Below are 24,374 nucleotides of genomic sequence, written 5' to 3'. Positions count from 1 at the left end.
TGATGGTGTTCGGAACATTCGATTTAGACCATCGTTATCGGACGAGAAGTCATCACACATGTCGGGAGAATTTCATGCAGCGCTTCCACGATAAGGTTATCATCGTCACCGGAGCTGGATCCGGAATTGGCAAGGCAACAGCAGAGAGATTTCTGAGTGAGGGGGGCCAAGTCACACTCGTTGGCCGCACCATGTCAAAGTTGGAAGAGGTGGCGAAGCGATATTCGCCCGATCAGGTGTTGATCGTTGAAGCAGACGTATCGAATGAAGCTGAAGTAGCTGCATTTGTTGCGGGAACCAAAGAGAAGTTTGGCCGCATAGATATTCTTGTGAACAATGCAGGCGTGGTCGCCGAGGGCGACGTCGAGACGCTCTCTACTGATGACTGGCGCAATGTGATGGCCACTGATCTCGATGGTGTCTTCTTCGCGTCGCGTTCGGCCATGCCACATCTCAAATCGTCAAAGGGTTCGATAGTGAATGTCAGTTCGGTTTCCGGGACAGGTGGTGACTGGGGCATGGCTGCCTACAACGCAGCCAAAGGCGGTGTCACGAACCTGACGCGAGCAATGGCGATGGATCATGGCAAGGACGGCGTGAGGATAAACGCAGTTTGCCCGAGCTTCACAAGCACTGGAATGACCCAGTATATGATGGGTGATGAAAAGCTTCTCGCCAGATTTAATGAGCGGTTCGCGTTGGATGGGCCAGGAAAGTCGGAGGATGTGGCCGGGGTCATCGCCTTTCTTGCGAGCGAGGACGCGAGATTTGTGACTGGAGTGAACTTACCCGTAGATGGTGGCATGTCGGCCTCCAATGGCCAGCCGCCTCAATAATCCAAACGCTTCATAAGATGGTTCAGTGGTCAGGCTGATCTGCAGGAACAGTGCGATGTCAACATTTCGAGTTCGCGTGATTGATCTTGAGACGGCAGGAAACGGCCAAAGCGATGTGTGCGAGATCGGCTGGCAGGACGTGGTTTTCGACAGCGCCGATGGCTGGGTCGTGTCGAGCGAACGTGGATCGCTGTTGGTCAATCCGGGTAGGCCTATATCTCCTGATACGATGGCTGTTCATCACATTCTCGACCGTGAGGTTGCCGATGCGCCCTACTGGAAAGAAATAGCGCGATCGATACTGCGTCCTGACGGTAAAATTGATGCTTTAGCTGCGCATCGCGCGACCTTCGAACAGAGATATTGCACGCCGCGCATGACCGGTGGCCTGCCCTGGATCTGCACATGGAAATGCGCGCTCCGAATTTGGCCGGAACTCCCACGATTCTCCAATCAGATGCTGCGCTACCAACGTATGCCTCAGGGCCTTATCCACGAGCTTGGACTTCCGGCGCACCGGGCCATGCCGGACGCCTATGTCACGGCTCACCACCTGCGAGACCAATTGAACGCCACATCGCTCGAACAGTTGCTCGCGTGGAGCAATGAACCTGGGCTTTTGCCACGGGTGCCTACCGGTAGTGACCGAGGCAAGAGGTGGGACCGTCTCAGTCTCGAAACGCTGGCTGAATTCCTCCACGACAGAGATGTCGATGTGCGTTTCAGTGCTCAGACAGAGCTTACACGAAGAAGCGAACTGCAGCCTCCCGTGGTGTCGGAACCAGTGCAGCGAACTTTGTTATGAACGAGCACTCGCCGTCATCAAAATATCCCCACACGCCAGATGGAAGATACTTTGTCGTGCGCGGACGTTTGTGGCGAGCAAGTAACCCATTTCTCGATGAGCAGACGAGACGACATTTGGTCAAACAGTTAATGTCAGCGCGTCGTGCGGTTCGGCAGGCTAAGGGTGATCCTGACCGTCTGGCTGCTGCACGCAGCCGTGTCGACATTGCGAAGGTGGCGCTGGGCGAGCGCGGTCCTGTGTGGTGGAACGCCGAGGAACCGGATTTCAATAGGCAGCTTGTCAGAAAAACACCTTACGCCGCATGGTTTTCTGCGATCTCAAAATAGCGCGGAGCTAGCAGGGGAGTATGAACAGAGGATTAGTAACCACCTCACTGACATTGCGCGCAAACGCAGATGTTGAAAGCGAAAGTAAACGGAAATCATCATCTTGGCGCTGGTGTCGCCTTTGCTATCACCAGCTGAGATTTATTAGACGTTCAGGTGGCGCACAAAAGCGCTTAATTTCCAGTCTGAGCGCGCGGGACATGCAGAAATGGTATCCCCACAGGACGGTTTTCCCGCAATGCCAAGGTCCAGTTTTACCGTATTATCACCTCGCAGTATCTTGCTGGTCCGTTAAGTACGGTTATTTTCCGCTCATGACGTGACACTGTGGGGCTTGTGGAATATCGAATTCCGATTTTATACGCAAACAACCCAAAAACTTTCCACACGCGTTACGGATCGTAATTTATATCCCAGTCCTTGCTGGGCTTTTTGGCCCCAGGCGGCGCCTTATTTACGGTCGCATCGTCTGACCCCGTGATAACTCGGGGTTTGGCGCTAGACACTCCGTTGTTTCTGGATGATTTTTTACCACGGGCAAACTGCGGTTTGCTGTCCTGATGAATCTGCTCAATATTGTCTTTTTTCGTCATGTGTACTTCCTCCACTCCCCCCTAACTCTGATCGTTTGACGTTGTTCCTGATTTTCTTCGTACCCTCCTGAGATGAGCGCGGGTCCTAACCAGGTAACCCGCCTTTTCAGTGACCAGGACGACGGAAACAGAATGAACATGCATGACAGCTGCCAGCCCCCAACTGCAAACGAAAGCAAAGTTTACCGGTTTTTGGTCACCAGCACAGAAGCTGTTTTCTTTACAGGGCTGACCCCGAGACTTCTCACCGTACGGTGCCGTACGGCAACCATAGACACGTAAAGGCATTCCTATCCCATGTGAGGAAGCCAAGATGAGTAATCCTAAAATAATCGGCGCTACGCTAAGGGTTTCGAACGAAAACGAGATCAGTTTACTCAAGGACCAGATCGCGGGATTCACCACTATACTTCTGGTGTTCGCCCGCCGGTTTGTGCGAACGGACCAAGACGCTGAAGATTTGGTACAGGAAGCAATTTTCAGGGCGCTTCGGTCCGCGCATCTTTTCACTCCCGGTACGTCGCTCAAATCCTGGCTTTTTACCATTCTACGAAATAGCTTTTGCAGTCGCTACAAAGTCGCAAAGCGGGAACACGTGGGTCTCCCACTTTCGGTTCATCAATGCATGACAACGACACCAGAACAAGAATGGAAATTAGAACATGATCAGGTAATGCTCGCGATCCGGGATCTGGACGTAAGGCAACGACAGGCCCTTATGCTCGTTGCAGAAGGGACAAGCTATGCCGCCGCAGCCGAGATTTGTGGCTGTAAGATCGGCACTATAAAAAGCCGCGTAAACAGAGCTCGAGAGACCTTAAAGCGAGATCTCTACTGAGTATGTATTTCCCGCCTCATCTGGCACATCTCTATTCATTTTTTTAATCCAGCGCCTTAGTCTGTTAGAGCGGTGGCCATATTCTCAACATCCACCGAATGCACGGAGACTGGAAATTGTCCGTGCCTGAACGTATTCAGCGTGTTTGCGACATTTGTTATCACGACTGATATAAGACTGCGGATGTCCTGCTCTGATAGAGAGCGACTAATGCTGAGGAGCAAATGCAAGTGCACACGCTCGTTGAGAACAAATGGCCTTGACGATTTCCTTAAGCATCTGGGTGAAGTGAAATAGGCATACGGAATCGGGCCAATTCGGTGGACCAGCCTTTGGGATTTTTGCCCTACGGTCCAGTTAGCCACTAAGAACGTTCAACGAAATGGCTTCGGGCAAAACGTGGTTGCCTGCATCAGGCCACTGCCAAACGACGAGATCAAGGTTCGTCAGCGCTCATTCACTCATGAAAGAGCAACGCAGATGGCGCGAGCTAGTGATACATTCGTCGGTTAGGACGACTACTGTCAAAAAGCGAAGCCCAGAGATAGTCCCGCACCTCACCCATTACATTCTCAAGCCCTGCCGATTTCAACAATCCATCCAGATGGCGGACGAATTTTGCCAGATGCTGTCTTCCCCCGAACTCATTGTAGTCGTCAGCTCGCTTCATCAACGCAAATAGCTCGGCCTGCAACTGAATTCCACTTAGTCCGGCTGCGATTAAAGCCGCATCGCTAGTAGACGCGACCTTTAAGCGCGCGGCGCAAAATCTTTCTTCGGCGCTACTACCAGGGACAGCTGGATCTCCACGCCATGCATTGATCATAGCATCATACAGGTTGGATGCGAATAACCGCACACCCAGACTATCCTCGCCGGAAACAACGAGTTGACACAGGAATACCTCTGCCTCGTCAAGCAACTCGATCAACATAACGCGGCTCGACTTGTCCATGGGCAGTGGAATGTTAATTATGGACAAGCCGTACCTCGCGATATCGGAGACCGGAATTACCTTAAGCACGACATGTGCCGGGACCGTCGAGATGATTAGTCTGAAATCCTTAATGTCTGCCAAAAAACGCCCCACCGAAACCAGCCTTGATCCGAAAAGACTTGCCGCTTCGTGAAAATCCTTAATGGGCAATCGTGACCCATCAAGTGAAATTCTAACGAGGATTTCGTCGGGTCCGACGCGCACGCAGCTGGGCTTCGTTCTGGGGGCCAAGGGTCACGCGTCACTCACGCGTGTCTAGCAGCTGCCCCGTCAGTTGCTCAGACAATGTCCAAAGCCGCTCTGCCGCCTCAACATCCATGGCCCAAGACGCGACGCCCTTGTTCCCGTCAGCTTGGCTCTGCGGCAAAGCAATCTCGCAATCCTCGCAATAAACGCCACCAATGCCATTAAGCTCAGGACGGGTTGCTGCCCAGACACTGGTCGCAGCGCCTTGTTCCGGGCTCTTGAGATCGCGTGATGGGTCAACGCGACGGTTACCGTTCTCGTCATAGACATCGAATGAGTTAATCTCGTCTTCGCTCAGATGCCGGGCAAGATCTGTTAGAATGACACCGGGGTGGAGAGAGAATGCCCGCACGCCGTGTTGTTCACCGCGCCGGTCGAGTCCGACAGCAAAGAGCGCATTGGCTGTTTTCGCCTGTCCGTAAGCCTGCCACTTATCGTAGGCGCGTTTTCTGAAGTCGATATCGTCGAAATCAACCGGCGCAATCTGATGACCTCTCGAAGATACGGAAATCACACGCGCACCATTCGCCTTAAGGAGTGCGGGCCATAACCCTGCCACTAGCCGGAAGTGCCCGAGATGGTTTGTCGCGAACTGGTTCTCATGTCCATCCGCATCTCGGGCCAGCGGCGTCGCCATGATACCCGCACTGTTAACCAGAATCGAGATCGGCGTGTCGTTCGCGACCATCCTGTTTGCGAATGCCGCGACGGACGCCGGATCTGCGAGGTCCATGGTTTCGATGATCACCCTGTCGATGCCGGCAAGCGTGCGCTGCGCCTTCTCGCCGTTTCGGGCCGGCACAATGACGGTGGCGCCAGCACCGGCAAGCGCTCGTGTGGTCTCGATTCCCAGACCCGAATAACCGCCCGTGACAACCGCCGTCTTGCCGGACAGGTCCATCTCAGCCACCACATCATGCGCCGTGCTTGCCGCGTTAAAACGGGACCCAATCGGTTTTTGCTCGGACATATCGGCACTCCTTTTTTGTTTGTGCTGATTTTTATATCGGATAAGATATCGGAGCCTCCAGTTCGCAAACGCCGGATTTTTGTCGTGATCGTCCAATATAATCAGGATGCCCTGTCCCATGTGCTAAGCGTGATTGATGCGCAAGCTCTGTTTACGGTACGGTTTGCCGCAGGTGGTAACTGGTCAGTTGCCTTCCCACCACCCGGATATGTCAAGTTCAATGCTATCCGCCAAGGCGGCGCATGGTTGCTCTCAGACGGTGAGGCGCCCATGTGGGTAAAAGCCGGAGATTGTCTCGTGGTGAGCGGCAGGGCCTTTACACTCTGTGGCAATCCGAAGGCGAAGCCGATCCCCGCGAGCGAAGTGTTCGCGGGCGGTGCTTTGGACGTTTGTGTCGGAGATGGTCGAGATTTCGTGCTTCTTGGCGGCAGTGTCAGTCTCGACACGGTCGACGGCTCCCTGTTGACCGATGCCCTTCCACCGGTCGTCGTAATCGAGCGCGAGGAGACTGGTCCCATCACTTTCCTGCTCGAACAGCTTGATCTCGAATGGAACGGTGCAGCGCCTGGCTCGCGCATAGCCTGCAACGATCTGCTGCGGTTGGTATTCATCCACGTTCTGCGCGCCTACCTGGCACGCCAGACCTCGCAGCATCCGGGTTGGCTTGCTGGACTTGCCGACGCACGCCTTGCGCCATCCATGCGGGCGATCCATTCGCAACCGGCGCGCAGATGGACAGTAGATGCACTGGCCGAACTTGCAGGACTGTCACGCTCGGCCTTCGCCGAGAGATTTCGCGCTACTGTTGGATCCTCACCGATAGATTATCTTGCCAACTGGCGGATGCGGCTTGCGGCAGCAAGGCTGCGTCGTGGCAATGAGTCATTGTCACGGATCGCTCAATCCTTCGGTTACAACTCAGACAGTGCCTTTGCCGCCACATTCCGGCGCGTTGTTGGGCAGTCTCCTGCGCGCTACCGCAGCCTGCACCGAGACCAGGCGGACGCTTAGCCGTCACGGTCCCATCAGTGCGTCGGAGCGCACCGCTTCAATGATAAAATCAAACGCTGCTTTCACCCGCAAAGGCTAATATCTGGGCGGCGCAAATATGAATTGATCGGGAAACGCGCCGACAGACGCGACCGGAGTTGCGCTGCGAAGATTTCGACAAATCGATAGAAATGCGCCTTGTCGCATATTAAGCCAAGAAAACGGCTGTTGTAACGAGGTGGGATTTTGCCCGGCTGCAGGATTTGTACCTGCTAGCCGGGTCAATGTTTTTGAGCGATCCGTGCCAATAAATCAATTATCCACTCAGATCGCCGTCTCCCTTACCTTGCTTTCCCGATAGTCGAGAGCCTTGTCTGCCAGACAGGGCTTATGGTCAGTCCGGTGATGTCTGCGCGTATGGCAACGGAGTCAGTGACCTGAGAGATTGCCTGGATCGCGGGCACTCGATCGCGATAGATTTGCTGGATTTTGGCATATTCGGCTTTTTGCTGCTCGGGTGCCATGAACAGCGCCTTATCAATCTTATTGTTGAGCTCTTCGTCGCGGTAAGAAACCCGCCAGCTCAAAAGACCTGACAATTGCGCTTCATCACTATTGTCAGGATTATGGACAATACTTCGCAGGTCACCGTCTGGATGAGAAACCTGGCCGCCACTTCGCCCTACCAGCAGCTGGAATTCGCGTTTGCGCATTGGTCCATAAACAGTCTCTCCACCGCCTGTGATCAATTTTACATCCACGCCCCCATCTGACAACGCGCCCTGAATGGCGACTGATAGATTGTCAAACGGTGGTTCCGACAGGGCGTGTAAGGACAGTTGCAGGCCGTCTGGATATCCTGCTTCTTTCAAGAGCAACTTGGCGCCTTCGATGTCCCGCTCAGGCGGAGTGTCATTGTTTTCACCACCCAGACCAATTTGGATCGGGTCAACATGAAGGACCCCGTAATATTTCATAACGGCATCGTTGATCGCTTTGAAATCAATGAGCTCGATTATTGCTTGTCTGACCTTGGGATCTGACAGCGCCTTATCCTTTACTGACATGGCCAGATAATAGAGACCGTTACCGACCTCGTTGATTATCTTGACGTCCTTGTCCTTTTCCAGTGCACTGAGGTCTCCAGCGCTCAGTGAATAGGCGATGTCCAGATCACCTTTGCCAAGAAGCAATCTCTGAGACTGAGATTCCGGCAGATGCCGCATTATCACCCTGTCCATAGTCGCGGGTGCGCCCCAGTAGTTTTCATTGCGCTTCAGGACCACCATCTCGTTCGGCGTCATGACCTGCAGGTCGAATGCACCGGACCCTGCTGCATGTGTTGCAAGCCAAGCGCTGCCGAGATCGCCGTTCTTTTCGTTTTCAAGCACCGTTTTCATATCCAGGATGGATCCTGGACCGGTCATTGCGATCGTCAGGAGAATGATTTTCGGGTCGGTCTTTTGCGGAATGCGAATTTCAACTGTCTGCGGGTCTATTGCTATGAAGTTTTCGTCAGCATTTTGCGCGGTGTAACCCCTAATCTTGAAATTCGTGGCTTGGGCAAGGTTGAGTTTCAGGACGCGCTTGAAGGACCAGACGACATCTTCGCTGGTAACAGGGTTTCCAGAAGCGAAAGCGGCCCCGGGTCGTAAGTTAAGACGTATGGATGTTCCGTCCTGCGCAACAGTCCAGTTCTCCGCAAGTTCTGGTTTGAGTGCGGTACGGTCGTCCGGGTCAATAGCAATGAGATTGTCATAAAGATTGGTGATGATCTGGACACGTTCTTTGCCACCTGCGCCAGCCGGATCAAGCGTCAGAACGTTAGCCATCGAAAACCCGACGACCAGTTGGTTTTCCGGTGTTTTAGCGACGGCCGTCCATGGCTGCAAAGCCAGGAGAACCATAGCCGTCGTGGTTGCGATAAAACCTCGCCGGTTCAACTTTTTCATAATATTTCCTCCCATGGCGTTTCCTCCTCAGGGCGCCTACGTGGCAAAGACTCTCTCACTTCACCAGGTTGTCGTTGATGTAATCAAGGTTGATGTCGACGCCGATCCCCGGCTGTTGAGACAGCGACACGTAGCCTTCAGAATCCATCGGATCATCAATGGAGTTGAGGTATTCGGGGCATGCATCATAATCCAGCATGGGATGCAGGAGGCCACGCTCGTACCAGCGGCAGTTTTTGCTGACTGCAGATATCAGAAGATTTTCAGCGCCGTGACCATGAACCTCGCAATTCATGCCAAAACTCTCCGCCAGATGCATTGTCTTCAACGCAGGCGTAATACCTCCGACATCCTCAACGCCGGTGCGCAAAATATCGCAGGCACCCGCCTTTACCCATTCGGCCCGGTGCTTGTACTTGCCACCCATGGACTCAGGACCAATCACGGGGATTTTCAGTTCGGCGGCAAGCCATGCGTACGAGGACATCGACTGCTCGTCCATTACTTCCTCAATCCATGTAAAGTTCAACTTCTCAAGACCTTTACCGAGCGTGTATGCCTCCTCACGCGAATACCAGTGATAAGCGTCCAGCATGAGCGGTATCGCAGGTCCGACAGCTTCGCGCACGGCAGCACAGGCTTTCAAATCCATGTCGATATTGGGAGACCAGCTTACAGGGGGCATCCAAGTGTGCAGCTTGATGGCACGGTAACCGCGTTTAACAAGCCATTCAGCAAAGCGACCGTAATCCTCAGGCGTCGCCAGTCCGCCTTCAATCTCGTCACCGCACATGATCGAACCATAGGTCGGCACCTTGTCCCTGTACGATCCTGCCAGCTTGTAGGACGGTATGTTCGCCAGTTTCCCGCACAGATCCCAAAGTGCCACATCCACAACGCCAAGTGTTCTGTCACTCAACTGGCCACCACTGCCCCGTTGCCAGTGTGCCAGATCCTGCCACAACCGTTCGCGTGCAAATGCGTCCTGATGTAACAGCACTGGCTTGATGAAGTTGTCGAGCAGATGCGAACGAACCTGTTCAGGGCTGCCAAACGCGTGTCCCTCCATGCCGTTTTCGGCGACCAGCGTTAGAATGGACTTTCTTACCCGCTTTGCTGGCCCCGGGTGATCGTGACCATCCGTATCCTTTTGCAGATGGGTGGTGTGCCAAAACGTGCGGACACGCACATCGACAATCTTCATTCTTCAACTCCCTAGCATTCATTTGACCTTGGCGGCTGGACGCAACCGGCACAGATTTCACGTGCACAACAATTCCACAACGTAGTAGGACATGTAAACACGACTTCAGTGCTTTTTTTGACGCATCGAGAAGATGGACACTTCATCGGATTTCAATACGACATCTATAAACTTGTTTTTTCTATCTTTATTCCGTTAAACGAAAACGAAAATAAAATTTTTGCTGTCCTACCACGATTGAACAACAGCCATCACTTGTCATACATATTGTCTCGTAGTATGAAGAATTCAGGAGATCAGGAGGACCGGAATGAACAAAACGACATCGCTTGACAGCCTGTCATTGGCCGCCACGGATGCACGCCCTCTTGTTGCCCGCATCACGGATACTTTGCGCGAAGGCATTGAGCACGGCGATCTTGAGGCTGGTGACCGCCTGTCGAGCGAAACTGAACTCGCTCGACAGCATTCAGTCAGCCGTGCAGTCGTCAGAGAAGCTATCGCAATCCTGAGATCAAAGGGTCTCGTCGAAGTCAGGCGAGGCGTTGGCGCGTTCGTAGCGGAGCGTGTTCAAGAACCAGTCCCGTTTGCTGACCTGTCATTGGAGCGAATTTCGTCGGTCATTGAGTTGATCGAGTTGCGGCTTGGGTTTGAAACGGAGGCGGCATCGCTCGCTGCTACGCGACGCTCGGCGACCCAGCTTGAAGCAATTTTCGATGCGCATCGCCGAGTGGCTGAAGATATCGAACAGGAGCAGCCGACACGTTACACAGATTTCAATCTCCACCTGAAGATTGCCGAAGCCACGCAAAACAGCCGGTTTCCTGAATTGATGTTACTAGTCAAAGCAGGAATGGTGGCGGCAGGGCCGAAGGCCATATCGGAGGATTCCGCCTCGCTGCTTCCTAAAAATCCCCATCTTCAGGAAGAACACGGGCGGATCGTCAATGCCATATTGCGTGGATCGTCCGAAGATGCACGTGCCGCCATGCGAGCTCACCTGGAAGGCAGTCTCGAACGTTACAAAAATCTGCTCCTGGCTCGCATCGCTATGTAGCAAGGCAAAGTCGATGCGCTCAGGCATCGTCAACTCACCATAATAACATCATGAACCTGCTCGGGAGGCAGGCGGGAGGAAACATGTCTATGTGGAGGCTGCGGTTTATGCGATTTGCCGACCAGTTCGGTACGATAGCGGTCACCCTGCTCGGCTTGCTTATGCTAACTTTCTTTATTGGCCGTATGATGCCCGCCGACCCGGTGCGGGCTATTGTCGGTGAAGATGCGACACGGGAGACCTATGAGCAGGTCTTTCGTTCGCTCGGTCTCGACCGCCCCGTGTGGGAGCAGTTCTTCTTATATCTGCGCGATGTGCTGACGGGTAATTTCGGCACGTCTATTCGCACCGGTCAGCCGGTCATCCAGGATATCCTGCATGTCATGCCGGCGACGATCGAGCTGGCAACCTTTGCCATCATCATTGGTGCAGGCCTTGGTGTGCCGCTTGGCGTGTTTGCGGCTGTGAACAAGGATCGCTGGCAGGACCATGCCGTGCGTGTCGTCAGTCTGTTCGGCCATTCCATGCCGATTTTCTGGACCGGTATGATCGCGCTGATCGTGTTTTATGCCCATCTTGGCTTGGTTGGCGGCAGTGGCCGTATGGACCAGTTCTATATCGGCCTGGTCGACGAGCGGACGGGTTTCCTGCTGATCGACAGCCTGCTTGCCGGTGACATGGATGTGTTCTGGTCGGCGGTAAACCACCTCATTCTTCCCGCCAGCCTGCTTGGGTATTCGTCATCGGCCTATATCACCCGTATGACCCGCAGCTTCATGCTGGATCAGCTGGGTCAGGAATATGTGACGACGGCCCGAGTGAAAGGCCTTTCCAGCCGACAGACCGTCTGGTTACACGCCTTTGGCAACATCCGCGTCCAGCTCGTTACCATCGTGGCGCTGGCCTATGGCTCACTGCTTGAAGGTGCCGTGCTGATTGAAACGGTTTTCGCTTGGCCCGGTTTTGGCCAGTACCTCACCAGCAACCTGATTATCGGCGATATGAACGCGGTTATGACCTGCGTACTGATCGTGGGCGTCATCTTCATCGGGCTTAACCTGTTGTCTGACGTTCTCTACCGCTTCTTTGATCCGAGGACACGCTGATGACCACGCAAACACAAAGCACAGTGCGTCTTCCCGCCTGGTTGAATGCCCTGAAGAACATCTTTGTTTTTCTGCTGAAAAGTCCGACCTCGACCTTTGGTCTGATCGTTCTGGGACTGCTTATTCTGGCGGCGGTTTTTGCGCCATTCATTGCAACACATGACCCCTATGCTCAGGATCTGGTCAACACCCTGCAGGCACCTGGCAATGGACATCTGTTCGGTACGGACGAGCTGGGACGCGATATTTTCAGCCGCCTGATCTGGGGTGCCCGTATCACACTGACGATCATCTTTCTGGTGTCGATCATTGTTGGCCCGATTGGACTGATTGTCGGTACGGCGTCCGGTTATCTTGGTGGCAAGTTTGATACCGTGATGATGCGCATTACCGATATCTTCCTGTCTTTTCCGAGCCTCATCCTGTCGCTGGCTTTTGTTGCGGCGCTTGGGCCAAGCCTCAACAATGCAATCATCGCCATTGCCTTGACCTCGTGGCCACCGATTGCGCGTCTGGCACGTGCTGAAGCAATGACCTTCCGCAATGCAGATTACATCGCGGCCGCACGTCTTCAGGGTGCGTCACCCATGCGCATCATCGTCAAGTCGATCATGCCGATGTGTCTGCCATCTGTTCTCATCCGCCTGACACTCAATATGGCAACGGTGATCCTGACAGCTGCTGGCCTTGGCTTTCTCGGTCTCGGTGCACAGCCACCATTGCCGGAATGGGGCGCAATGATCGCGACGGGACGGCGTTATATGCTGGATAGCTGGTGGTTGGTGACCTTCCCGGGCGTTGCCATCCTGTCGGTCAGTCTTGCCTTCAACCTGTTGGGCGACGGTTTGCGTGATGCACTCGACCCGAAGCAGATGAACCGGAGATAAGACGATGGAAAAGACCATTCTTGACGTTGAAAATCTCCGCATTCGTTATGGTGGCTCCGCCACGGAAGCCGTGCGCGGAGTGTCCTTCACCCTTGGACGCGAACGTCTCGGTATCGTTGGGGAAAGTGGCTCTGGTAAATCGACCGTAGGACGTGCGTTGCTGAGACTGCTGCCCGGTGCGACCATTACCGCTGACACGTTGCGTTTCGACGAACTCGACCTTCTATCGCTCTCGGAAAAAGAGATGCTCAAGGTTCGCGGTCGTCGTATGTCGATGATCCTTCAGGATCCGAAGTTTTCGTTGAACCCGATCCGTCGGGTGGGCGATCAGGTGGCTGAAACCTATTTGCGGCATTTCAAATGCGCCAAGTCGGAAGGTAAAGACAAGGCGCTGGCCATGCTGGAGGCGGTGAAAATCCGTGACCCGCAGCGTGTCTACCAGCAGTATCCGCACGAGATTTCCGGCGGTATGGGCCAGCGTGTGATGATTGCCATGATGCTGCTGGCCGATCCTGATCTGGTGATTGCCGATGAGCCAACCTCGGCACTTGATGTGACCGTGCGCCTTCAGGTGCTCAATATTCTCGACAGTCTTGTGCGCGATCGCGGTATTGGCCTGATCATGATCAGTCACGACCTTAATCTGGTGCGCAACTTCTGTGACCGTGTTCTTATCATGTATGCCGGTCGCGTTGTGGAAACCCTTGAGGCGCGTAATCTCGATAATGCGCAACACCCTTACACACGTGGTCTGCTGGCTGCACAGCCGCGTATTGGCGGCGCGCGCGCGCCGCTTGCAGTGCTTGACCGTCGTCCTGAATGGCTGGAGGAAACTGTCTGATGTCCGTTTCTGTTGAAACTCGCGATCTTTCCATTTCCTTCGGTACTGAACCCAATGCGGTCAAGGTTCTGCCCGGTGTATCGTTTTCTGTTCAGCCGGGAGAATGTTTTGGCCTCGTCGGTGAATCCGGCTCTGGTAAGTCCACCGTCCTGCGCTGCGTTTCCATGCTGACGGATTTCTGGAAGGGTGAGGTGCTGATCGCGGGCAAATCCGTTCGGGATATGCCGCTGATCGACCGTTGCCGCATCCTGCAAATGGTGTTTCAGGACCCCTATGGTTCCTTGCATCCGCGCCAGTCGGTGCGGACCGTGTTGAATGAACCGCTGGTCATCCACAAGCTGGGAGACAGGGAAGAGCGGATGCGCAAGGCCATCACCGATGTTGGGCTGCCGGTGTCCTTCCTTGATCGTTTTCCGCACCAGCTGTCCGGCGGTCAGCGCCAGCGCGTTGCTATTGCCCGCGCGCTGATCCTGGAGCCATCCTTGCTGCTATTGGATGAACCAACTTCGGCACTGGATGTGTCTGTTCAGGCGGAAATTCTCAACCTGTTGCAGCGTCTTCGCGAAGAGCGTGGTTTTACCTACATCATGGTCACCCATGATCTGGCTGTGGTTGATCATATGTGTGATCGCTTTGCGGTGATGTTGCGGGGCGAAATTACCGAAATCCTGCCGCGCCAAGCCATCGCTGGAAACGGTGCCACGCATGATTATGCGCGTGAACTGATTGGTGCATCTCTGGAGTATGAAGGCGCACATTAAAACGCCTGAAAATTTTCAAGTCTAATAGCCGTGTTCGCTGTCAATTATTAGCGAAAACGACAGCGTGCCTTATTGTACTCGAATGGAATTTCTTGCCGAGTAGATAGCGTGTTCAAAGCGGTCAGGTCTTCCAAAAGATGACGACAACTCTGCGATGCCTTGAAACACCATCATACCGGCAAACGGCGACAGGTTTCTCAGCTCACGATTAGGCTGTACATTGAAGAGAGCTTCAGTTGCGCGCAGTTCAGCACGAGCTGATCGGGGTGTCGCTTACAGACTGTTCAGCGTAAGGGTGACCTGCGTTTGCTGCACGATTCTGATCAATTTGTCGAGAAAGAACTCGAGCAGAGATTGCGCCCCCTCTGGCCAAGCTGAATTAAAACGTGCACACCAGATTTGCACGAAAGGAAATAACAATGGCGACGACACCACGACGACCGTCCAATCCTAAAGACGCAGCCGAGGCGCTGTTCAAACCGGCCAAGAAAGTCACGGCGCCGGTCTTTGAACGTCCGGTTATCCGCAATGCCAAGGAGTTGGTGTCGCTGAAAATCGACAGCGATATCTTGGCGCACTTCCAAACAGACGGCCCAGGCTGGCAGGACCGTATTAATGACGCCCTACGGGCAGCGGTGAATGAAGCAACTTAACGCTCTTGTGGCGTCACCTACATCATGGTCACACATCATCTGGCCGTGGTCGATCATATGTGTGATCGCTTTGCAGTGATGTTGCGGGGCAAGATTACGGAAATCCTGCCACGCCAAGTATGGAGTTTTGCACCGCAATTCGTTTTATTCACATCTACGACAGAAGTAATAAAGCGACGGGTGCGATGCGTCGACAAGCAGTTTGGAAATTTGCGCGTAAGCAAGTCGAAACCTGGTTGAGGCGGGTCCATGCAATAATATTTTGCGAAATTGACTTCGATCAATATCACAATGCTTATTCTCATATACTAAAGTGCGAACATACAGGTCGTGCAAGCCTTTGCTATTTTGCGAGGGTTCGCCTAATTCAGCAGCTGCAATTCAAAATTACACCGCGAGAGAACTTTACCGGGACGACCATCTATGACGCAAATCCGCCCGCTGAAAACAGCAGATTCCAAGCTTCGTCTTTTGGAAGAAAAGTTGAATGTCGGAACGTGGGTTTGGGATCTAGCTACAAGTGAGCTCGTCTGGTCGTATGGTCTGTTCAGAATGCTGGGTTACGAGCCGACGTCCGTGGTTCCCAGCCTGGACCTTTTCCAATCGCTCGTCCACCCCGATGATCAATGGGACTTTGACAATGCGGTAGGGCTCGCATCCGACAAGCGCACTCAGGATAGGCGCTTTCGTATTATCAGGCCTGATGGCACTCTGCGTTGGCTCTTCAGCAAAGCGCAACCGCACCACGACCGCCATGGAAACACGATGATTCTTTTTGGCGTGATCGCCGATGTTACCCAGGAAGAAGAAACAAGATCTGCCCTACTTGCAGAAGAGCGTACTAACACAGCGCTCACGGGGCTTCTCAAAGGCAAGGTCTGGCGAGCCTATCCCAATGGCAAACTGATTGAAACCGCAGACTGGACTAAGCTAACCGGTGAAACCGCCGCGCAAGCTCATGACTGGGAAACACTTGCAGCAATACACCCCGAAGATAGAAGTTCCTTTCGCGCAGCATGGAAGCAGGCGATAGATACTCGGGGGGAATATGTCTTGACATTCCGCGTGAGAACCGTGGCCGGACACTATGTGCATATTGCCAACCGCGCTATGCCTATTTTGGGAAACCATGGCCGTATCGAACAATGGGTTGGTCATTCGGTTATGGTAGAGCCAAGCCAATTGCCACGGCGTACGCCTGTAGCTTTGTGTGCATCACAGGTTCGGGCCGCAAGAGGATTTCTAAACTGGTCGGCCCAGGATCTTTCAAATCATTCTGGCGTGTCCTTTTCTACTGTTCGGCGCATGGAAGCATCTACGACTTCGGTTCGGCCTGAAGCAGTGGCCGCAGTGCGGACTGCCTTCGAGGCTCACGGTGTTCTCTTCGTTCAAAATGAAGGCAGCCTGTCAATCGTTCTAAGCGACAATAGATTCTACTCGGGCGGGTAGAACGTCCGCTGAGCGATTTTCGCCCACAAACGGCAACATATCTCTGCGAGGTGAGCCAGATTGGCTCATTTTGCATTTCTGGGCAATTTTGGTCCATTAAATAAGCATTTCTAAATAAGCAAATATAAAGCCTCCACTAAACGCCCCTTGCTAGACTGGTGGTCGACGGGGAGCAGTGACGTTACCTGCATGATGCAGCCCATTTTCCGTATTCTCTCCAATGACCAACGCAAACGTTGCGCGCGTGCCAATTTGCTCGCCGAACAGAAAGTCGTGTAAAATGCAGCATCATGCTCGGAACCAGCTTCAGGAACGGCTCGATTTTGTAGGGCTGGACAATCGCCAACGGGCGGCGTTGGCCGACCTCTCTTCTGTCATTGCAGCGTCGCTCGACGGAGCGCTCAACATCTTTTATGGCAAGGCCAGAGTTCATCCCGACACGGCGAAATTCTTCTCCAGCGAGTCCCACATTCAGCACGCCAAATCACGCCAGGTTCGCCATTGGGAAAATATCGCATCCGCACGGTTTGACGACACCTATGTCGAGGCAGTGACGACAGTTGGACGAACCCACGCCCGTCTTGGTCTCGAGCCGCGTTGGTACATCGGCGGCTACGCTCTCATCCTGGAACAGATCGTGCGCCGTGTCGTTGCTGCACAAATGCCGGGTCGCCTGTTGCGCAAAAAGCGAGACAAGGTGTCGGATGGAATATCTGCAGTCATGAAGGCTGCACTTGTCGATATGGACTACGCCATTTCAGTTTATCTCGACTCTCTCGACCAGGAGCGAAAAAAGGCTGAGCAACAACAGGCGTTGCTCAAGCAGGACCAGGATGTTGCAATAGATGCGCTCGACCGTGCCTTGGCAACGCTTGCGTCCGGTGATCTCACATCACCACTGACCGAACAAGTGGCCGAAAATTTCACCGCCTTGAAGGACAATTACAATTCATCCCTACTGGGCTTGGGTACAGCAATCTCTGAAATTCACAGGGCAGTCGCTTTGGTATCTGCGCAGTCGCACGAAATATCCTCAGCTACAAATGAGATGGCGCGCCGCACGGAGAAGCAGGCAACCGCCCTTGAGGAAACGGCCGCAGCACTCGAAGAAATCAGCACTATCTCCCGCCAGGCACAAGACCGGACGAATGAAATTCAGGGTCTTGTGCACAAATCTGCCATGGAAGCGACCGATTCCGGGTTGGTAGTGGAACAGGCCATTACCGCCATGAGCCAGATTGAAAGCTCGTCCAGGGAAATGACCGAGATCATCAGCGTAATAGATGAGATTGCCTTTCAGACAAATCTCCTGGCACTGAATGCCGGTGTCGAGGCAGCGCGCGCCGGAGATCAAGGCAAAGGGTTCGCTGTTGTGGCGCAGGAAGTTCGCGAACTTGCACAACGCTCAGCCAAGGCGGCCAAAGAAATCACTGCCCTGATTGGCAAATCCTCGGAAGAGGTCGTCCGTGGGGTTGGCTTGGTCAATCGTACCGGGTCAGCCTTGCAAAGCATTGGTGATCAAGTCCGTTCGATCAATGATCACATGGTATCCATTTCGAAATCATCGCAGGAACAAGCAACCGGTATTGCGGAGATCAATGCGGCTATTGGTAGTCTGGACAGTATCACCCAACAAAACGCCGCCATGGTGGAAGAGTCCTCGGCGGCAACGGCTAAACTCTCGGATGAAGCAATCAAGCTGGAGAGACTTGTCGCCGATTTCAAGGTGCCAACCCATCCGGCCAGCAGTCGGCCAGGCTTGACTGGTCATCTCGGTACACCCGTTCGCTCTCCAGCACATCAGCTTGTCAGGGCTGTAAAATCGAGCTTTTCCGCGGCGCCGGCGGCTGCTCTGCGTGACGCATCTTGGGAAGAGTTCTGACACGCCAAGCAAATGGAAAACCCGACTTTGACCATAATTGGCCAAGGCTTGGACCCACCTTCAAAATCGCACAGAGGGAACCGTAATGAGACTTGCACTACTTACCGGCTTTGCCATCAGTCTAATGACAGCGCAGCATGCGTTCTGTCTTGATATGCCAAAGGGCAAGGTGGTTTTGACCATCTCGGGCCATGTAACCCAAGCCAATGTCGGCGATACTGCGCAATTTGACCTTCCCATGCTTGAGGCGCTGGCGGGTCGCAGCGGCACCATGGAAACACCATGGACAGAGGGAACCGTAAAGTTTAGCGGACCGTTGTTGCGGTCGGTTCTTGAAGCGGCAGGTGCCAAGGGTGGCAACTTGAAAGTGGTCGCATTAAATGACTACGCAGCGGACGTCCCATTTTCCGATGCATACGATCTCGACACTATCCTTGCCACGCGCATGAATGGCGCGCCGATGAACGTCCGGGAAAAAGGTCCGCTTTTTCTTATCTATCCGTTTGATCTTAGGCCGGAAACCTATAACGAAAAGTACTTCTCCCGCTCGGTCTGGCAGATAAAGTCGATTGAGGTCCGGTAATGATTCATGCCGCCCATGCCAGTGGCGAAGTAATCCGCAAGGCTGGCAAATCGACAGCCGTCCTTCAGGTCTTTGCTGTCATTCTCCTGGCGCTGCTGGCATGGGTCTATTCTGACATATCCAAACGTTACGCAGAACTTCAGGACGGCATCAAGGAAAATGCCCTGTGGTCGGTCTATCAATTGGAAAGGGAATCCCGCAGGTTTGAGGAAGAACTGACGCGGATGATATTAACGCTGGACACATCAGACGCGGTCGTTGAGAAGCTGTCGCTGCGTTATGACATCCTCTATTCGCGAATGGTAATGCTCGATCAGGCTCGGTTTGAGTACTATTTTTCAACCGACACAACGGTTCAGACCTATCTGCAAACCATTCGATCGGTGATATTTGCCAACGCGCCGTTATTTGACGCTATTGCCGCCAACAGCAATCCGGACATGCAGGGTCTGGAGCTGTTGCTGGATGATGTGACGCAGATGACCAAGAGCAGCGAACAGTTGCTCAACTACAGCAATAATGCACTCAGCATAGCCCGCGCAGAAAACCGTACAATCCTGAGCGAACTGGCACGGGCGTCCATGCTCCTGACCGTGCTTATTATCGTCTGTGTGGTGTTTTTGATCTACACGCTCAGGCGTCAGCTCAAGAACGTTCGTGAAGCTGGTCTAAGCTTGGAGGCGATGGCGCGGCGCATCAATGACGCATACCATGCCGCCGAGGCAGGAAACCGCGCGAAATCACAATTCATGGCAACCATAGGCCATGAAATCAGGACTCCTTTGAACGCCATTTTGGGAATGGTTGAGTTGCTGAAGCTCAAAACACTGCCGGATCATGTCGTTCCCAATATCAAGACCATTCAGCGCTCGGGTGAGGCACTTCTCGACATCATCAACGAAATACTCGATTTTTCAAAGATCGAGCATGGCAAGCTCGAACTGGAGTATCGGACTGTCAACCTTGTTACACTTATCGATAATACCATCGAGATGATGCGTGGCCGGGCGACTGATGGCGGGAACACGCTGCTCGTCGATATGCCCGTCCATTTACCTGCACCGAATATCATGACCGACCCTACGCGATTGCGCCAGATTGTGCTGAATCTGCTCGGCAACGCTGTCAAGTTTACCAGCAATGGTTCGGTCACGCTGGTGGTGAAGGAGCGAGAGACATCCGACGGCCTCAGACTGCGCATTGAAGTGCGCGACACAGGCATTGGTATCGATACTGACGGGATGGCCAGGCTGTTTCAACCTTTCAGCCAGGTAGACGCCAGCATTTCCCGCAAATATGGTGGTACCGGCTTGGGCCTGACAATTTGCAAGCAGATTGTTGCCGCAATGAATGGCGAGATGGGCGTAGACAGCATTTTGGGACAGGGCAGCACATTCTGGCTGGAAGTGCCAGTTGAGTACGCCATGGCATCCGGCCCGGCTACGTCTGAAGCATTCGAAACCCTTCAGCCATCGCTTCCACGGCTCGACATCCTTGTGGTTGAGGACAACCTCGTCAATCAGCAAGTCGCGATGCAATTTCTCAAACACCTTGGACAAAATGTTACGCTTGCTGAAAATGGCGCGATCGCTGTCGAGGTTGCGGCGTCGCAGCACTTCGACATGATATTCATGGATATGCAGATGCCGGTGATGGATGGTATCGAAGCCACACAAATGATCCGGTCGGGTACTGGGCAATGCGCCAACGCGCTAATTTATGCCATGACCGCCAACGCGTCTGATCAGGATCGTGAGCGCTGTCTACAGTCAGGCATGGACGGGTTCCAGTTGAAACCCATCAAGTTGCAACAACTTCACGAGCTGATTTCCCAAAGCCAGTCAAAAATCGCAATAGCCGACAAGGTGGAAAGCGATGACATGTCACCACGCGCGCAGGAGTTGATCGCAGTGATTGGCAGACCCGCCTTCGACGGACTGGTTCTCTCATTTTTTGACGATGCGGTACTATTGCTTGACGATACCTGCGCAGCGCTGAAAAGAGCTGATCACATTGGCATGGATGCATGTCTTCACACACTAAAAGGTGCTGCCGCCAATCTGGGCTTTGATAGCATCGCCCACAAATCGCAGGCATTGCGTGGCGCCTGGAATGACATCTCTGAATTAAATGCCCTCTCCGACATGATCGACGAATCCCGTAAACACTTTGTCAGGTGAATTGATGCGCATTCTGCTGGTAGACGACAACAAAACCAATCTCGCACTGCTTACGCATTTGGTGGAGCGCCTGGCAGGTTGCCAGGCCGTGCCATTTCTCCGGCCGGATCTTGTGCTTGAACAGGTGCCACAGCTTAATTTCGATATTGCGATATTTGATTTCCAGATGCCCGGGATGAACGGTATTGAATTGATGAAAGCGCTGGTGTCCCTTGAGCAATACCGTGAAAAGGCCTTCGTATTTGTAACCGGCGCCACTGATATTGATACCCGCATGGCAGCACTCAATTGCGGTGCGATGGACTATTTAACAAAGCCAATCAATCCACTGGAGTTCAGCGCGCGCGTGCGCAACCTCGTAGCTTTGGCCGACGCGCGCAACAAACTGGCCGATCGCGCCGCGTGGCTTAAATCCGAAGTGGACAAGGCAACTGCAGAGCTGAAAGACCGCGAGCACGAAATTATTGATCGACTGACGATGGCGGCCGGGTACAAAGACCCTGAAACAGGAAAACACACGCAACGTGTCGGCGCGTACGCCGAAGCCATTGCTCTCGCGTATGGGCTTGATCAAGAAGTTGCAACAGACATTCGCTGGGCCGCTCCAATGCATGACATTGGCAAGGTTGCTACGCCAGATGCAATCTTGCTGAAAAAGGGCAAGTTGACGGACGAAGAGTTCAACGAAATGAAACAACATGCATCTATAGGCTACCAAATCCTGGCCGGATCTCGGTCCAAATTGTTGCAGCTTGCAGCCGAAATTGCGGGCAGTCACCATGAAAGATGGGATGGCACCGGGTATCCGCAGCAGAGGCGTCGTTTCGACATTCCTCTATCTGCCCGGATTGTGGCAATAGCCGATACGTTTGATGCTTTGACGGTTGCCAGGCCATATAAGCCTGCATGGAGTTTCGAAGATGCCGTCGCGTATATCGTTTCATGCGCTGACTCGCATTTCGATCCCGCCTGCGTGGTCGCCTTCTCCTTCGCAAAACCACGTATTCGCGACATAATGCAAGACTATGAGGATCAGGCAGAAGAGCATCCGCGGCTCGCTGCCTGTCTGTAATACGAGCCTTGCCTGTGTACTTGCCTTATTGGCAGGACCTACTCTAGGCCACGGAGTTTCCAAGACTATCGATTAATCGTTTGCAATATATCTAAAAACCTATTGTCAAAAGACCCGCTTATTCTTCCGTGGGCAGCAGCCGCATCCCTCAAAACAGAGTGGAGGACCGGCTAAGTAATTTCAGAATATCGGCTCAATACACTGGCTGGTACTGAGCCGATATGGATTTTAGGCCTACCTCAAGCGCTCGACGGTCAACCAGACCGGCTCCTTGTGGAGATAGGTGGATTCCCATACAGCTGCGCCGACCTTGGCAAGCTTCGAAACATCTTCGGGCAGAACGGAACCGATAACCGGAGCGAGAATATCTTCTGTCGTGCGCCCATATTGCACAATCAGCTTCTGCCCTGTCCTTGGGTTGAACCTTATGCGACCCGGAGGGGCAAGACGTATTTCCTCTTTGAAAGGCGTGGGTGCGGTTGATACCAGAGGCGTGTAAGCCATAAGTGACTCGCCAGCGACCATCGCATGCGTCTGAAGGCATTTAAACGGCATGATGGCCATCAGCTCATTGCACAACTCCGCATTGCCGTCAGTGACTACAAATGCGTTGACTTCAATACCAATTGGGTCCCACCTCAACTTTATCAGCGTGCTTGTCGGCTCGAGGCTGTCAACGACTTCTGGAAGTTCGATTTCGCCCCCTTCTTCATAACGCATGGCATCACCGATGTTCCAAGGGAACCAGTGATATGCCCAGCCATAGAGTAGGTTTGTGTAACGGAGAAACCGAGTGAGCGCCTGATCAAACTGCTCGTTGTTCAATGTTGGAGCCAAGCGCAACAGCCTATGCCCGAGCACCTTCAATTCGCCAAAACCACTGTAGCCGAGATAGTTTAAAACCGTGGGGAACATCTCTGCAATCATTGCTCGCGATGCATCCAGTTCTTGCCGCTGGCGGTGCAGAACAAGGCCAGGATAGACAATGTACATTGTAAAATCTCGCAGCATTCCATGGGCGATGTCGAGCGTCGTGAAATAACTTCCCTTACCACCAGGCCGAGCCTCAAGCTTGCCGGTTCGAAGTTTGCGGTGTTCCTCAGGCTCCTCCTGCGCGACCCGCGCAACGGCAGCATCCATCGCAACGAGGAAGTCCTCGAAGTCCTTCATATCAGTTCCTTTCGGTGTTTTAGTTTAGAGCAAGGTCATGCGACATGCGCCTGAAGTGATCGTGTCAATCGCTCATAGGTTTCGGTAAACACTTCCACAAAACGCTCCAGCATCGGGCTTCGGACGATTTCAGGCGCGTAGACAACGGACAGTTGATAGCGAATTTTGGGAGAGAATTTGCGCACCACTGTGCTCGATGTATCGACCATCGACGCGACCAGAGGATCAACAATCGCCAGCCCCAGTCCACGATTGACATAGTGGACAACGGTTCCTGAAAACAGACTTTCTACGCGCAAGCGTGGATGCGCCTCAGCCGCGCGCAATAGCGCCTCTAACTCCATACGCATCAGGCTGCCGTGGCCCAACGCGATATAGTCCTGTTTATCAAGGTCTGCCGGACTAATGACCTTCTTTTCGGCAAGTGGATGAGTGCGGGGAAGTATGCACACAGCCTCTGCCTCCGGAAGAAGCCGGAATGAGCAGTCGTTGCGAGATGCAGGACGCGCAATGATGGCGACATCCACGTGGCTGGCGGCAACAAGATCGATGAGGTCAACCGATGCGCCGTTGTGCACAGATACTATAGTATTGGGGAAATCAGACGCGTAACGAGCAAGTGCATCCGGCAAGCAATGGCCGGAAAGTGCAGGTATTGCCGCAATTCTAAGCCTTCCTGTTCCAAACTCCCGAATGCTGGAGGCGCTCTCCCGCAATCTTTCAGTCGAAATGAAATGCCGCTCCACCTCGTTGAAAAACTCTCTTGCTTCTGGAGTAGGACTGACTGTCGCACCACTGCGTGAAAACAGTTGCATTTCAAGATCAAGTTCAAGATCACGTATGAGCCGTGTCACCGCAGGCTGCGAAATGGAAAGAAGAAGCCCCGCTTTGGTAATGCTTCCAGATACCATGACGGCGCGAAACGCCTCGAGCTGGCGCGGATTTAGCGATCTGTTTCCCATATCATCCCCTA

23 protein-coding genes and 1 pseudogene are annotated in these 24,374 nt (G+C 53.4%); 17 read left to right on the top strand and 7 right to left on the bottom strand.

The features are described from left to right. Nucleotides 1–74 precede the first annotated feature (74 nt). The 3 genes from PYL13_RS22660 to PYL13_RS27000 all read left to right on the top strand — a co-directional run bounded on the left by PYL13_RS22660 (nucleotide 75) and on the right by PYL13_RS27000 (nucleotide 1,970). The gene (locus PYL13_RS22660; protein WP_275642952.1) at nucleotides 75–836 is read left to right on the top strand and encodes an SDR family NAD(P)-dependent oxidoreductase; all 762 of its coding nucleotides are present in this window, start codon (nucleotides 75–77) and stop codon (nucleotides 834–836) included. Nucleotides 837–891: 55 nt separating this feature from the next. Continuing rightward, nucleotides 892–1,641 carry an exonuclease domain-containing protein gene (locus PYL13_RS22655; RefSeq protein ID WP_275642951.1) on the top strand — a complete coding sequence of 250 codons (750 nt, stop codon included), beginning with the start codon at nucleotides 892–894 and terminating at the stop codon, nucleotides 1,639–1,641. 131 nt (nucleotides 1,642–1,772) lie between these two features. Further along, nucleotides 1,773–1,970 (top strand): hypothetical protein, encoded by a 198-nt coding sequence (locus PYL13_RS27000; protein ID WP_310503238.1) that lies wholly within the window; start codon nucleotides 1,773–1,775, stop codon nucleotides 1,968–1,970. A 392-nt stretch (nucleotides 1,971–2,362) separates the two neighbouring features. On the opposite strand, the gene PYL13_RS22645 is transcribed toward PYL13_RS27000, so the two are convergent. Continuing rightward, nucleotides 2,363–2,563 (bottom strand): hypothetical protein, encoded by a 201-nt coding sequence (locus PYL13_RS22645; RefSeq protein ID WP_259149846.1) that lies wholly within the window; start codon nucleotides 2,561–2,563, stop codon nucleotides 2,363–2,365. Nucleotides 2,564–2,876: 313 nt separating this feature from the next. Between PYL13_RS22645 and PYL13_RS22640 the strand changes: the two genes are divergently transcribed. Beyond that, nucleotides 2,877–3,401 (top strand): sigma-70 family RNA polymerase sigma factor, encoded by a 525-nt coding sequence (locus tag PYL13_RS22640; RefSeq protein ID WP_259149847.1) that lies wholly within the window; start codon nucleotides 2,877–2,879, stop codon nucleotides 3,399–3,401. 490 nt (nucleotides 3,402–3,891) lie between these two features. Here the strand turns inward: PYL13_RS22640 and PYL13_RS22635 are convergent, their stop codons facing one another. Both PYL13_RS22635 and PYL13_RS22630 read right to left on the bottom strand, forming a co-directional pair. After that, nucleotides 3,892–4,548 carry a hypothetical protein gene (locus tag PYL13_RS22635; protein WP_275642950.1) on the bottom strand — a complete coding sequence of 219 codons (657 nt, stop codon included), beginning with the start codon at nucleotides 4,546–4,548 and terminating at the stop codon, nucleotides 3,892–3,894. Between the two features lie 91 nt (nucleotides 4,549–4,639). Continuing rightward, nucleotides 4,640–5,614 (bottom strand): oxidoreductase, encoded by a 975-nt coding sequence (locus PYL13_RS22630; protein ID WP_275642949.1) that lies wholly within the window; start codon nucleotides 5,612–5,614, stop codon nucleotides 4,640–4,642. 84 nt (nucleotides 5,615–5,698) lie between these two features. Here PYL13_RS22630 and PYL13_RS22625 point away from each other — a divergent pair, with 84 nt between their 5' ends. After that, nucleotides 5,699–6,625, top strand: a complete 927-nt coding sequence (locus tag PYL13_RS22625) for an AraC family transcriptional regulator (protein ID WP_275642948.1) — start codon at nucleotides 5,699–5,701, stop codon at nucleotides 6,623–6,625. Nucleotides 6,626–6,945: 320 nt separating this feature from the next. On the opposite strand, the gene PYL13_RS22620 is transcribed toward PYL13_RS22625, so the two are convergent. Next, the gene (locus PYL13_RS22620) at nucleotides 6,946–8,556 is read right to left on the bottom strand and encodes an ABC transporter substrate-binding protein (RefSeq protein WP_275642947.1); all 1,611 of its coding nucleotides are present in this window, start codon (nucleotides 8,554–8,556) and stop codon (nucleotides 6,946–6,948) included. A gap of 55 nt (nucleotides 8,557–8,611) precedes the next feature. Further along, on the bottom strand, nucleotides 8,612–9,760 hold the full coding sequence (locus PYL13_RS22615; protein ID WP_275642946.1) for an enolase C-terminal domain-like protein: 1,149 nt from the start codon (nucleotides 9,758–9,760) through the stop codon (nucleotides 8,612–8,614). Nucleotides 9,761–10,070: 310 nt separating this feature from the next. Between PYL13_RS22615 and PYL13_RS22610 the strand changes: the two genes are divergently transcribed. The 12 genes and pseudogenes from PYL13_RS22610 to PYL13_RS22560 all read left to right on the top strand — a co-directional run bounded on the left by PYL13_RS22610 (nucleotide 10,071) and on the right by PYL13_RS22560 (nucleotide 22,231). Then, entirely contained in the window at nucleotides 10,071–10,817 is a 747-nt protein-coding gene (locus tag PYL13_RS22610) for a FadR/GntR family transcriptional regulator (RefSeq protein WP_192490044.1), read from the top strand. Nucleotides 10,818–10,900: 83 nt separating this feature from the next. Then, on the top strand, nucleotides 10,901–11,923 hold the full coding sequence (locus PYL13_RS22605) for an ABC transporter permease (protein WP_250984866.1): 1,023 nt from the start codon (nucleotides 10,901–10,903) through the stop codon (nucleotides 11,921–11,923). Continuing rightward, on the top strand, nucleotides 11,923–12,810 hold the full coding sequence (locus tag PYL13_RS22600) for an ABC transporter permease (protein ID WP_192489325.1): 888 nt from the start codon (nucleotides 11,923–11,925) through the stop codon (nucleotides 12,808–12,810). Before PYL13_RS22605 ends, PYL13_RS22600 begins: the two co-directional genes overlap by 1 nt. A 4-nt stretch (nucleotides 12,811–12,814) precedes the next feature. Continuing rightward, nucleotides 12,815–13,651, top strand: a complete 837-nt coding sequence (locus PYL13_RS22595; protein WP_275642945.1) for an ABC transporter ATP-binding protein — start codon at nucleotides 12,815–12,817, stop codon at nucleotides 13,649–13,651. Further along, nucleotides 13,651–14,412 (top strand): ABC transporter ATP-binding protein, encoded by a 762-nt coding sequence (locus PYL13_RS22590; protein ID WP_192489323.1) that lies wholly within the window; start codon nucleotides 13,651–13,653, stop codon nucleotides 14,410–14,412. Before PYL13_RS22595 ends, PYL13_RS22590 begins: the two co-directional genes overlap by 1 nt. 419 nt (nucleotides 14,413–14,831) lie before the next feature. Then, complete coding sequence (locus tag PYL13_RS22585; RefSeq protein WP_275642944.1) at nucleotides 14,832–15,065, top strand: BrnA antitoxin family protein; 234 nt, start codon at nucleotides 14,832–14,834, stop codon at nucleotides 15,063–15,065. 9 nt (nucleotides 15,066–15,074) lie between these two features. Beyond that, nucleotides 15,075–15,182: pseudogene (locus tag PYL13_RS26995) on the top strand (ABC transporter ATP-binding protein); the annotation flags it as partial. A 306-nt stretch (nucleotides 15,183–15,488) separates the two neighbouring features. Continuing rightward, entirely contained in the window at nucleotides 15,489–16,514 is a 1,026-nt protein-coding gene (locus PYL13_RS22580; RefSeq protein ID WP_275642943.1) for a PAS domain-containing protein, read from the top strand. A 280-nt stretch (nucleotides 16,515–16,794) separates the two neighbouring features. Next, nucleotides 16,795–18,396, top strand: a complete 1,602-nt coding sequence (locus PYL13_RS22575; RefSeq protein ID WP_275642942.1) for a methyl-accepting chemotaxis protein — start codon at nucleotides 16,795–16,797, stop codon at nucleotides 18,394–18,396. 85 nt (nucleotides 18,397–18,481) lie between these two features. Beyond that, nucleotides 18,482–18,979 carry a molybdopterin-dependent oxidoreductase gene (locus PYL13_RS22570; protein ID WP_275642941.1) on the top strand — a complete coding sequence of 166 codons (498 nt, stop codon included), beginning with the start codon at nucleotides 18,482–18,484 and terminating at the stop codon, nucleotides 18,977–18,979. Beyond that, entirely contained in the window at nucleotides 18,979–21,159 is a 2,181-nt protein-coding gene (locus tag PYL13_RS22565) for an ATP-binding protein (RefSeq protein WP_275642940.1), read from the top strand. The genes PYL13_RS22570 and PYL13_RS22565 overlap by 1 nt, the downstream gene beginning before the upstream one ends. Nucleotides 21,160–21,163: 4 nt before the next feature. Beyond that, a complete protein-coding gene (locus PYL13_RS22560) occupies nucleotides 21,164–22,231 on the top strand; it encodes an HD domain-containing phosphohydrolase (RefSeq protein ID WP_275642939.1) in 1,068 nt (355 codons plus the stop codon). 234 nt (nucleotides 22,232–22,465) lie between these two features. On the opposite strand, the gene PYL13_RS22555 is transcribed toward PYL13_RS22560, so the two are convergent. Together PYL13_RS22555 and PYL13_RS22550 are read right to left on the bottom strand one after the other, a co-directional pair. After that, nucleotides 22,466–23,401 (bottom strand): hypothetical protein, encoded by a 936-nt coding sequence (locus PYL13_RS22555; RefSeq protein WP_275642938.1) that lies wholly within the window; start codon nucleotides 23,399–23,401, stop codon nucleotides 22,466–22,468. Nucleotides 23,402–23,436: 35 nt separating this feature from the next. After that, entirely contained in the window at nucleotides 23,437–24,363 is a 927-nt protein-coding gene (locus PYL13_RS22550) for a LysR family transcriptional regulator (RefSeq protein ID WP_275642937.1), read from the bottom strand. Nucleotides 24,364–24,374: the final 11 nt, after the last annotated feature.

This window comes from Agrobacterium sp. Azo12 (assembly GCF_029193765.2).
Taxonomy (GTDB): Bacteria; Pseudomonadota; Alphaproteobacteria; order Rhizobiales; family Rhizobiaceae; genus Agrobacterium.
This window is presented reverse-complemented; position numbering and strand designations above follow the sequence as displayed.

Coding starts and splice junctions, on each gene's coding strand:
- PYL13_RS22580 (WP_275642943.1), top strand. CDS start 15,489: ATGACGCAAATCCGCCCGCTGAAAACAGCAGATTCCAAGCTTCGTCTT.
- PYL13_RS22605 (WP_250984866.1), top strand. CDS start 10,901: ATGTCTATGTGGAGGCTGCGGTTTATGCGATTTGCCGACCAGTTCGGT.
- PYL13_RS22610 (WP_192490044.1), top strand. CDS start 10,071: ATGAACAAAACGACATCGCTTGACAGCCTGTCATTGGCCGCCACGGAT.
- PYL13_RS22655 (WP_275642951.1), top strand. CDS start 892: ATGTCAACATTTCGAGTTCGCGTGATTGATCTTGAGACGGCAGGAAAC.
- PYL13_RS22550 (WP_275642937.1), bottom strand. CDS start 24,363: ATGGGAAACAGATCGCTAAATCCGCGCCAGCTCGAGGCGTTTCGCGCC.
- PYL13_RS27000 (WP_310503238.1), top strand. CDS start 1,773: ATGTCAGCGCGTCGTGCGGTTCGGCAGGCTAAGGGTGATCCTGACCGT.
- PYL13_RS22630 (WP_275642949.1), bottom strand. CDS start 5,614: ATGTCCGAGCAAAAACCGATTGGGTCCCGTTTTAACGCGGCAAGCACG.
- PYL13_RS22600 (WP_192489325.1), top strand. CDS start 11,923: ATGACCACGCAAACACAAAGCACAGTGCGTCTTCCCGCCTGGTTGAAT.
- PYL13_RS22585 (WP_275642944.1), top strand. CDS start 14,832: ATGGCGACGACACCACGACGACCGTCCAATCCTAAAGACGCAGCCGAG.
- PYL13_RS22555 (WP_275642938.1), bottom strand. CDS start 23,401: ATGAAGGACTTCGAGGACTTCCTCGTTGCGATGGATGCTGCCGTTGCG.
- PYL13_RS22595 (WP_275642945.1), top strand. CDS start 12,815: ATGGAAAAGACCATTCTTGACGTTGAAAATCTCCGCATTCGTTATGGT.
- PYL13_RS22640 (WP_259149847.1), top strand. CDS start 2,877: ATGAGTAATCCTAAAATAATCGGCGCTACGCTAAGGGTTTCGAACGAA.
- PYL13_RS22565 (WP_275642940.1), top strand. CDS start 18,979: ATGATTCATGCCGCCCATGCCAGTGGCGAAGTAATCCGCAAGGCTGGC.
- PYL13_RS22660 (WP_275642952.1), top strand. CDS start 75: ATGCAGCGCTTCCACGATAAGGTTATCATCGTCACCGGAGCTGGATCC.
- PYL13_RS22560 (WP_275642939.1), top strand. CDS start 21,164: ATGCGCATTCTGCTGGTAGACGACAACAAAACCAATCTCGCACTGCTT.
- PYL13_RS22590 (WP_192489323.1), top strand. CDS start 13,651: ATGTCCGTTTCTGTTGAAACTCGCGATCTTTCCATTTCCTTCGGTACT.
- PYL13_RS22575 (WP_275642942.1), top strand. CDS start 16,795: ATGCAGCATCATGCTCGGAACCAGCTTCAGGAACGGCTCGATTTTGTA.
- PYL13_RS22645 (WP_259149846.1), bottom strand. CDS start 2,563: ATGACGAAAAAAGACAATATTGAGCAGATTCATCAGGACAGCAAACCG.
- PYL13_RS22570 (WP_275642941.1), top strand. CDS start 18,482: ATGAGACTTGCACTACTTACCGGCTTTGCCATCAGTCTAATGACAGCG.
- PYL13_RS22620 (WP_275642947.1), bottom strand. CDS start 8,556: ATGAAAAAGTTGAACCGGCGAGGTTTTATCGCAACCACGACGGCTATG.
- PYL13_RS22615 (WP_275642946.1), bottom strand. CDS start 9,760: ATGAAGATTGTCGATGTGCGTGTCCGCACGTTTTGGCACACCACCCAT.